The 9,229-nt window shown below is 48.0% G+C and carries 6 protein-coding genes; 4 read left to right on the forward strand and 2 right to left on the reverse strand.

The features are described 5' to 3' along the window. Positions 1 to 189: 189 nt before the first annotated feature. From KDK16_RS03820 to rep, 3 genes are all read left to right on the forward strand, one after another. Complete coding sequence (locus KDK16_RS03820; RefSeq protein WP_257274745.1) at positions 190 to 1,059, forward strand: hypothetical protein; 870 nt, start codon at positions 190 to 192, stop codon at positions 1,057 to 1,059. 386 nt (positions 1,060 to 1,445) lie between these two features. After that, the gene (locus KDK16_RS03825) at positions 1,446 to 2,591 is read left to right on the forward strand and encodes a hypothetical protein (RefSeq protein WP_257274746.1); all 1,146 of its coding nucleotides are present in this window, start codon (positions 1,446 to 1,448) and stop codon (positions 2,589 to 2,591) included. A gap of 140 nt (positions 2,592 to 2,731) precedes the next feature. Further along, on the forward strand, positions 2,732 to 4,744 hold the full coding sequence (rep, locus tag KDK16_RS03830; RefSeq protein WP_257274747.1) for a DNA helicase Rep: 2,013 nt from the start codon (positions 2,732 to 2,734) through the stop codon (positions 4,742 to 4,744). A gap of 406 nt (positions 4,745 to 5,150) precedes the next feature. Here the strand turns inward: rep and KDK16_RS03835 are convergent, their stop codons facing one another. Both KDK16_RS03835 and KDK16_RS03840 read right to left on the reverse strand, forming a co-directional pair. Then, positions 5,151 to 5,390, reverse strand: a complete 240-nt coding sequence (locus tag KDK16_RS03835; protein ID WP_257274748.1) for a hypothetical protein — start codon at positions 5,388 to 5,390, stop codon at positions 5,151 to 5,153. Positions 5,391 to 5,492: 102 nt separating this feature from the next. Further along, the gene (locus KDK16_RS03840) at positions 5,493 to 5,816 is read right to left on the reverse strand and encodes a hypothetical protein (protein WP_257274749.1); all 324 of its coding nucleotides are present in this window, start codon (positions 5,814 to 5,816) and stop codon (positions 5,493 to 5,495) included. Positions 5,817 to 5,844: 28 nt separating this feature from the next. On the opposite strand from KDK16_RS03840, the gene KDK16_RS03845 reads away from it, so the two are divergent. Then, positions 5,845 to 9,229, forward strand: a 3,385-nt coding sequence (locus KDK16_RS03845) for a WD40 repeat domain-containing protein (RefSeq protein WP_257274750.1), incomplete at its 3' end; no start/stop codon positions are given.

Genomic DNA, 9,229 nt, shown 5'->3' on the forward strand with positions numbered 1-9,229 from the left:
GACCAATTTATTGCAACCGCAGTAGGACAGCCTTAAGTCCGACAGGCTGCTAGGGAGTAAAGATGATGGATCGTGTAAGCATAAAACCCGCTAAAACGACCTCTGACAGGCTATTTATATCGGGCGGTTGTCGTTCTTTGTATCCTTGTCTATAACTGTACTTGACCTTCTAACAAGAGTGAATGTCTGATGTTATTCAACTCACTGAAAAAAACAGGGTTAATAGCCCTGTTTTTGGTCTCTGTTTTTTCTCTTCAGACACAGGCTGAGAATGATTTTAAACTCGAATACCGAAGGCCACCCAGCATGCTTCCCGAGGATATCAGCAAGTTGAAGCCAACGGTTTTGTTATGTTTCGTCAGAAATGTTGAAAATGATGACAACGCATCCGACGACCCCGGCAGATCTAAAGAGAGTAAAGAGTATATTGGTCATGTCACTACGATAACATCAGAAAAATCCAGCATACATATCTGCAGATATCATGCAAATGGTTCTGTGCAAGAAGAGTTCACAAACTATGATTGGCTGGACGCAGGTTTCTATGAGATTGATGGTTTCATGCATTTCCATACAACAAAAGTCACTCTCCCGGGTTCAAAAAACTATTATTACGTTATGAGAGCGCCTGAAAATGATTCTAAGGATAACGAACCAATATGTGCATTGGTCGACAAACAAGAAGGTAAAATATCCTTTGGTTATGAGCAAAACGACAGTGGTAATATGATATGTGGAAAGCGGGATCTCGTCAAAGCTGTTTATGATCACACTTACGAAAGAATAAACTGCGCAAAAAGACCATGCGCAAAAGGACCACAAGACCACAGCTCAGCATGTATTAAATCAGGTGGTGCGCCGGCTTCATGTCCTTCCGATGCGGTCACCACCCATTGTCACAATTGTAGTGGCAGTGGCTGTGGCGCCTTCGAATGCTCAGCATTTACACACTGGGATCCATGCCCGGACGACACCTTTTGCGGTTATGAAACGTGCGTAGGTGGACTATGTGACGAAAAACCATGGTGCAGGCCTACAACACTAAATGACGAGCTGTAAATAATCCCTGATTCTGTTAGGGCATGATGACTGCCTGACGTTAATGATTAAAAAGCTTCGGGAAGTCATCATCATTTATCTACAGTCTATTCGGACAAATAGACAAAACGTTGCGGGTGCGTTGTTGTGAGCACAGGTATTTTTTTCTGAGCAGCAGGACGCCTCCTCTAATCCTTTCTACCATGTGTTTTCAGATCGTTAAGGGGAGTCTGAGCTGCACTGATGCGCAGCGCCTGAACATAGATGATGTGCTACCATGAGTTGCCGATTGATAATAATGGATGGGACAGAGTGTTTCTGTCCAGTAGTAAATCAGGTAACAAACCATGCTTTCCTTTCGTCTATTCGCAAGAACTTTTTTTACTCTTGCACTTGCATATACAGTAATGAATGCTAAAGCAGATGATGATCTGGTTGATAGCATCACCGAGTATATCGTTACTATTGATGAACTATACGATGAAATTCTCGTCACACATCGGCAAGGAGATAATTGTCATCTTATTATTTCACATACTCTTGGCCCATCAATTAATCAACAGCCACCACAGCCAAGTGCAGCAATTATCTTCCCTGAAACTTTTTATCGTCAAAACCCACTTTACGATGTTGAACTCTGGCCACCTTCTTTCTCTTTAGCTCCGGATCGTTTGTTCTCTCCTTCTTCAGGTGAAGGGGTCATGACTTATGACTCTCTTCAAATGCTTACACACGAGAATTTAATTCAAATGACAACTGAGTCTGACGAACGACCTGGTTTCGCAATCGCTCTCCCGATAGGGCCTATTGAAATTGAAAGCCAGAATCAGTTATACGTGATTGATCCCATTCTTTATAGTCCAATAGTCACTACTTGCGGAAGCACTGCTTCATCCAGCATTGAAAATGAACCAGCATCCGGAAAACAACCAGCATCCGACAGAAGCACCAACAAGCAAACCTCACGATCAAAACTGAAAAGAAAAGCGCCTCATGCAAACACATTAGCTGAGGCCACCCCACGACCGTCACTTGCAGAAGAAGGGCCCTCCACTGCCGCTGCTTCTGAAAGTACCGCTGCGGGTGAGCAGGATCAGTACCAATTTCATATCACAGGACATATTAATCTGGGCATCGAAGCCCCACGTACACCAAGAGCAAAGAATAACAGGAAGAGAAAAAAAACGGTTACTGTTCCAGTAACAATGCTTGTCAGCACCAACACTGCAGAAGGCACAGTCGAGATAGACTCTCTTTCATCCAGAAACTCAAAATATGCAATTAATATATCTCGCAAACCGTCTCAAGCCAGCTCGTCAGTAGCGGATAAAAGCCTCCAGAAAGTCTGGCAGATAATACAGAGGCGGGCAATTCAAAGGATTCTTGGAGAGGTTGCGGGCCCACAAATTTATTGTGTTAGACAGGTAACAGGAACCCCACCACCTCCAGAGGCCAAAACAATAGAGGTGATTCCAAAAATAAAATTACAGGTAAGCGAGGAAATTGATTCCATCAGCTCTGTAGCTAATATGCATATAGAATCCGACCCCTGACTTCCAGTAGGGCTATATGGTCCGCCCCGTTTTGCAAGAGCCTGTCTCTTCTCATTAGCCTCAATAGCAACCCGTGTTAAGAAGTTGGACACCAATTGGTGATATACTGGCTCTCTTAGCTCCAGACATCAAAGCAAACCGTGCACAGACTCAACGACCGACAGGCCGAAGCCGTAAAGTATATTGATACCCCCTTGCTGGTTCTCGCCGGTGCAGGCAGTGGCAAGACCAGTGTTATCACCACCAAGATTGCTTACCTGATTCAGGAATGTGGTATCAATGCCCGCAATATCATTGCCGTGACCTTCACCAATAAGGCAGCACGGGAAATGAAAGAGCGTGTTGGCAGGCTGGTCAAGGGCAGAACCTCCCACGGTTTGACGGTTTCAACTTTTCACAACCTCGGGCTTAACCTGATCCGCAAGGAGTGCAAGACGTTGGGTTACAAGCCGGGCTTTTCCATTTTTGATGCCCAGGATGCCCATGCCCTGATAGGCGAATTGATGCAGCGGGAAATAGGATCAGACGAAGAGAGTGTTGATGCCGTTCAGCACATAATTTCCAACTGGAAGAATGACCTGATCCTGCCACCACAGGCCATGGCCAACGCCCGTCAGCCCAACGAGCAACTCGCCGCCAGAGTTTATGAACACTATAACCGCACATTAAAAGCCTTTAATGCGGTTGATTTTGATGACTTGATTCTGCAACCGGTCATGCTGTTTCGTGAGCATCCGGAGGTTCTGGAGCGCTGGCAAAACAAAACTCACTATGTGCTGGTCGATGAATATCAGGATACCAATGGTGCCCAGTATGAATTGATCAGCCGACTGGTTGGAGACCGTGGCAAACTCACCGTGGTCGGTGACGACGATCAGTCTATTTACGCCTGGCGCGGTGCCCGCCCTGAAAATCTGGCCCTGCTCAAGGACGATTATCCTGCCCTGAGGGTCATCAAGCTCGAGCAGAATTACCGCTCCACCAGCCGTATCCTGAAAGCTGCCAATACCCTGATTGCCAATAACCCCCACGTGTTCGAAAAAACACTCTGGAGTGAGCTGGGTATGGGAGAGATCATTCGGGTCATTCGATGCCGTAATGACGAAATGGAATGTGAACGCATCGCTACCGAGATCCTGACCCAGAAGCTGAAGAACGGTACTAACTGGAAAGATTATGCCGTGCTGTATCGGGGCAACTTCCAGTCTCGCTTGCTGGAAATGAAGCTTCAGCATCATCAAATTCCTTACCACATCAATGGCGGCACCTCATTTTTCGCCCGGGCAGAAGTCAAGGATATGATGGCTTATCTCAGACTGCTGGTGAATCAGGATGATGACAACGCCTTCCTGCGAGTTGTTAACGTCCCCCGTCGTGAGATAGGCCCGGCTACTTTAGAAAAGCTGGGCAATTACGCCGGTACTCACAACCTGAGCCTTTACGCGGCTTCACAGGAAATGGGCCTTCAGGAAGAGCTGTCTCCCAAGTATGTAGAGAAGCTGCGCAGTTTTACCCAGTGGCTGGACTCTGTATCCCGCCGCTGCCAGACTGATGAAGACCCGATTGCCGCTATCCGTGAAATGATTGACGACTGCGGCTATGAAAACTGGCTGATGCAAACCACAGCAACGCCAGTAGGGGCGGAGAAACGCATGGGCAATGTTGGGTTCCTGATCGACTCACTCCAGCAGACTCTGGAACGAGGTGACGAAGACTCTACGGTAGAAGACGCCATCGCCAGACTGATTCTCAGGGACATGATGGAACGTCAGGAAGAGCAAGAAGATAACGACAAGGTACAGTTATTAACGCTCCATGCCTCCAAGGGACTTGAGTACCCATATGTTTTCATGATGGGCATGGAAGAGGATCTTCTGCCCCACCGAACCAGCATTGAAGAAGACAACATTGAAGAAGAACGACGTCTGACTTACGTTGGCATCACCCGTGCCAGAAAGACTTTGACCATGACACTGGCAGGGCAGCGAAAGCAGTACGGTGAAATCATTGATACTACACCCAGTCGTTTTCTGGACGAACTGCCGCAGGAAGACCTGGAGTTTACAGGCTTTGGCGAGAAAGCCAGTAAGGAACAAAATACTCTGACCGGTAATGCGGCGCTGGCCATGTTACGCAGTCGGTTGAGCGACTGAATAGCCATCCTTCTATTGGCAGACGGGCTGTCCTGCGATGAAGCGGCCCATCTCAAAAACCATTCGGATTTTTCCTCTGCCAGTTTCAGGCACCCCTGACCCTCTCATCGAGCTGCAACAGAGCTCCCACCCGCTTTTTTAATGGGTAGACCGGATAACAAGAGCGGCTGCCATGTTTCTGCATGATGGCTCTTTATAGTCTATATATACGAACACGAATACGAGTAATTCTCATCATTGTTTTTCGCGGTACGCACTCAATGAACAACAGCCCGATGAAAGATCAGTATCGGAAAAGCCCACCTATCTGCACAAAGTCGCCTTTACTATTATTGTCACTTGTCGTTTGTTTTCCAAATTGGAACAGTTGGGCCAGCACTATTAAGCTGGACAATAATCATTTCAATCAATACCTGAACACCAACCACCCGGTCAAAAATACGGCTACTTTAGCCCTTACTTCACCCAGTCCGGTGTCACCTCCAGAAGTTTCATTTGCTATCCCATCAACATCAGCACAGCCATCAACCAGTGCATTGAAAGCTACTTCTGTAACACGTACTTCAACCACTTCGGTATCACCGTCGGTCATTTCATCCGCTGCCCCATCATCAACAGCACAGCCTTTAAGCAGCGAATTGACCACTCATTCTGTTGTACGTACTTCATCCAGTTCGGTGTTACCTTCGGAAGTTACATCGGCTGCCCTATCGTCATCAGCACAGCCATCGACCAGCGAATTGACCACTCATTCTGTGGAACTTACTTCATCCAGTTCGGTGCCACCTTCTGAAGTTTCATCCGCTGCCTCATCGTCATCAGCACAGCCTTCAACCAGCGAATTGAGCACTAATTCTGTAGCCCGAAATTCAGCCAGTTCGGTATCACCGTCAGTAGTTTCATCTGCTGTCATATCGTCATCAGCACAGCCTTTAACCAGCAAAGAGACCACGGCTTCTTTAGCCCATACTTCATCCAGCCTTGTGTCACTTCCAGACACTTCGTCCGCTGTCCCGGCATCATCAGCACAGCCTTCAGTCAGCAAAGTGACCACTGCTCCTTTAGCCCGCACTTTATCGAGTTCGGTGTCACCTTCGGAAATGTCAACCGCTGTCCTGGCGTCATCAGCACAGCCTTCAAGCAGCAGGGCCAGAACTATTCAGCTGGACAATAATAATTTCAATCATTATCTGAATCCCGACCACCCAGTCGAAGGTCACTATGAGTTAATCGGCAATATTGACCTGCAATTAGCTGACTGGAAACCTGTCGGCAATGCCTCCAAACCATTCTCTGTCACTCTGCTTGGCAACGGCCACATTATTTCCGGCCTCAAAGTTTCAACATTTGCAGATAATGCTCCCTCGGGCTTGTTTGGGTCATTGGAGAACAGCACCATCAGGCAGATCCTGCTTAACCGGCCAAGAGTGACCAGTACCGGAAACAAGAGTCCAACTGGTGCACTTGCAGGAGAGTTGAAAGGCAGCAGGGTTGAAGAGGTTTTCAATTTTGACGGAACCATCCAAACGAGCGGTTTTCACAGTCATGGCGGAGGTATAGCGGGCAGTGTTTCTGATAGCATCGTACACAATAGCCTGAACAACGGCACCGTTTTTATAACCGGTTCCGCCAGCAAAGGCGGTATCGCTGGATTGGCCGATCAGTCGTCGTCTATTTCAAATAACCTGAATACCGGAAAAATAAGCTCCAGGAATTCAGATTACTCACCTGCCGGTGGCATTGTCGGAACACTGAGAAGCAAGAGTGTTGCTAACAGTAACACAAATACCGGCGAGGTGACGGTTAGACATACCGAAAGCTCCGGAGGGATTGCAGGAGAAGCAGAAGCAGTCAGGATCTTGCATAACCTGAACACCGGAAGAATAGCTTCCGAGTATCTGAATGGCACTAGCCGGAGAGCTGGACGCAGTGGTGGAATAGTAGGAAAGGCCTTCAGGCAAACACTGGTCAGCAAAAACCTCAACACAGGCAACATATTTTCAAATTATTATGATACACACGCCGGTGGAATAGCAGGGCAAGTGATCAACGCTGCTGTCGTTCAAAATGTCAATGTCGGAACTGTCACTACTCGCGGTCAAAGAGGACATGCTGGAGGTATTGCCGGACAGGCCGAGGGTGGGAGCACTCATGATAACCTCAATGCCGGAGCCATCATAACGGAAAGTATGAGGGCTGATCTCGGTGGTATTTCCGGGGCGGCCACTCTCTCGGCCTCAGTTTACAACAATGTTAATACGGGTTCAGTTAAAGCTCAGGCTGCCCATAGCTACATGAGCGGAGCAGTGGGAAGAGTCGCAGGGGAAGGTCGTATTGAGAAAAACCTGGATACTTTCACAAAGTATCAACCGACTGATGGGAGTGATGATGGGCGCAATACAGGCATCATAAGACTATCCAATAGCGATCTCAAATCAAATCTGAACGGTTTAAACAGCACGCTCTGGAATGCCGGCGATACATCGCAGCTGCCGATGCTCAGAGGCATTAACACTCCCTATCGTGAACTTGTTCGAATAAATGGCACCAAACAGGTAAATAACCAGCTTCCCACCGTACTGAACGAGTTTGCAGACCCCGGTGGTGCCGCAAACGCCACCTCTTTCAATCGTACTGTCTGGAACGGTCGGAATGGCTACTTACCTTTTCCAAAAGTGTTCTTCGAACCACCCATATTACTGATCGGAATTGATTGCATGCAAGGAGGATTTGACTGCGGCAAAAGAACACCTCCTCAATTGATCCATGAAATTGAAATAGATCCAGACAGGTTGCCAAAGTATACGGTTCCAACACCCGATGGCCCTGATCTGACAAGACATTGTTCGCCGCATAGGATTTATAGTATTTCATGGAATAGGAACGATGCGCACATAGCGTTGGCAATAACTTCCGGTCCATATCCACAAACCAGAGAGTGTCGATTTGCAGGGGCCGTACAAATCTTTGGCATGGATGCTTCGGGGAATTTCGAACTCTTGTACACCATGAAAGATCCGAAAATCGGGGTATGGAGCCTTGACTATAATCACGATGGCAGCCGGTTAGCAGTTGGCAGTTATGACCGTAATGTCTGGGTTTACAACGTGCTGGACGGATACACTCTGGAGCATGTCCTAGACGATAGTACAAAATGGGTACGGATCGTCAAGTACAACCACGATGGCACCCTGCTGGCGGCCGGCTCAAGTGATGGCAAGGTCAGAATTTATAACGGGATGTATCCGGGCATCCCCCTGTACACCCTGACCGCACCAAACGGGATACGGAGCCTTGACTACAACCGCGACGACACCCGGCTGGCCACCGTAGGGAATGATGCCAAGGTCAGGATTTATAATGGGAGAATCCCGACCTCGCCCCTGCAAACTCTGTCCGATCCAGAAGGCCATATATGGGCCGTTGTCTACAACCATAACAGCACCCAGATAGCAGCCGGTGGGAATGATCATAAGGTTTGGATTTATAACGGTACGAATCCGACCTCCCCCCTGCACGTCCTGTACGGTGCAACAAGCTCGATTCTGTGTATCGACTATAGTCGCGACGACACTCAGCTGGCAGCCGGGGGGGTTGATTATAAGGTCAGAATTTATGAAGTCAGGAATTCATCTAACCTCCTGTACATCCTACCCGACTCGAAAAACACTGTCCGGAGCGTTAAATACAGCCACAATGGCAAATGGCTGGCAGCAGGGGGAGATGATCAACGTCTGAGAATTTATAAGATCGATACTTCATCGTCGTCTACACAGCCAGCAACCGACGAATTGACTACCGCTTCCGTTCACCCTACTTTGCTCAGTTCGGAGTCACCATCAGAAGCTTCATCTGCTGTGCCATCGTCATCGGTACAGCCGACAACCAGCGGGGCCAGAACAATTCAGCTAGACAATAATAATTTCAATCAATATCTGAATGCCGAACACCCAGTCGAAGGACGCTATGAGTTAACCGGTGATATTGACCTGCGATCAGTTGACTGGAAACCCGTCGGCAATATTTCCAAACCATTCTCTGTCACTCTGCTTGGCAACGGTCACGTTATTTCCGGCCTCAAAGTTTCAACATCTGCAGATAATACTCCCTCAGGCTTGTTCGGGTCATTGCAGTACAGCACCATCAGACAGGTCCTGTTACAACAGCCAAAAGTGATCAGTACCGGAGACAACAGCCCGACCGGTGCGCTTGTAGGAGAGTTGAAAGGCAGTAAAATTGAAGAGGTAGTCAATTCTGCCGGAAGCATCCAAACAGGCGGTCTTCACAGTCATGGCGGAGGTATAGCGGGCAGTGTTTCTGACAGTGTCATACGCGATAGTGTGAACACCGGCACTGTTTTTACAACCGGATCCGCCAGCAAAAGCGGTATCGCTGGATTGGCCGTTCAATCATCGTCTATTTCAAATAATCTGAATACCGGAAAAATAAGCTCCAGAGATTCATATAACTCACCTGCCGGTGGCA

This window comes from Endozoicomonas sp. SESOKO4, assembly GCF_024606275.1.

Coding starts and splice junctions, on each gene's coding strand:
- KDK16_RS03820 (WP_257274745.1), top strand. CDS start 190: ATGTTATTCAACTCACTGAAAAAAACAGGGTTAATAGCCCTGTTTTTG.
- KDK16_RS03825 (WP_257274746.1), top strand. CDS start 1,446: ATGAATGCTAAAGCAGATGATGATCTGGTTGATAGCATCACCGAGTAT.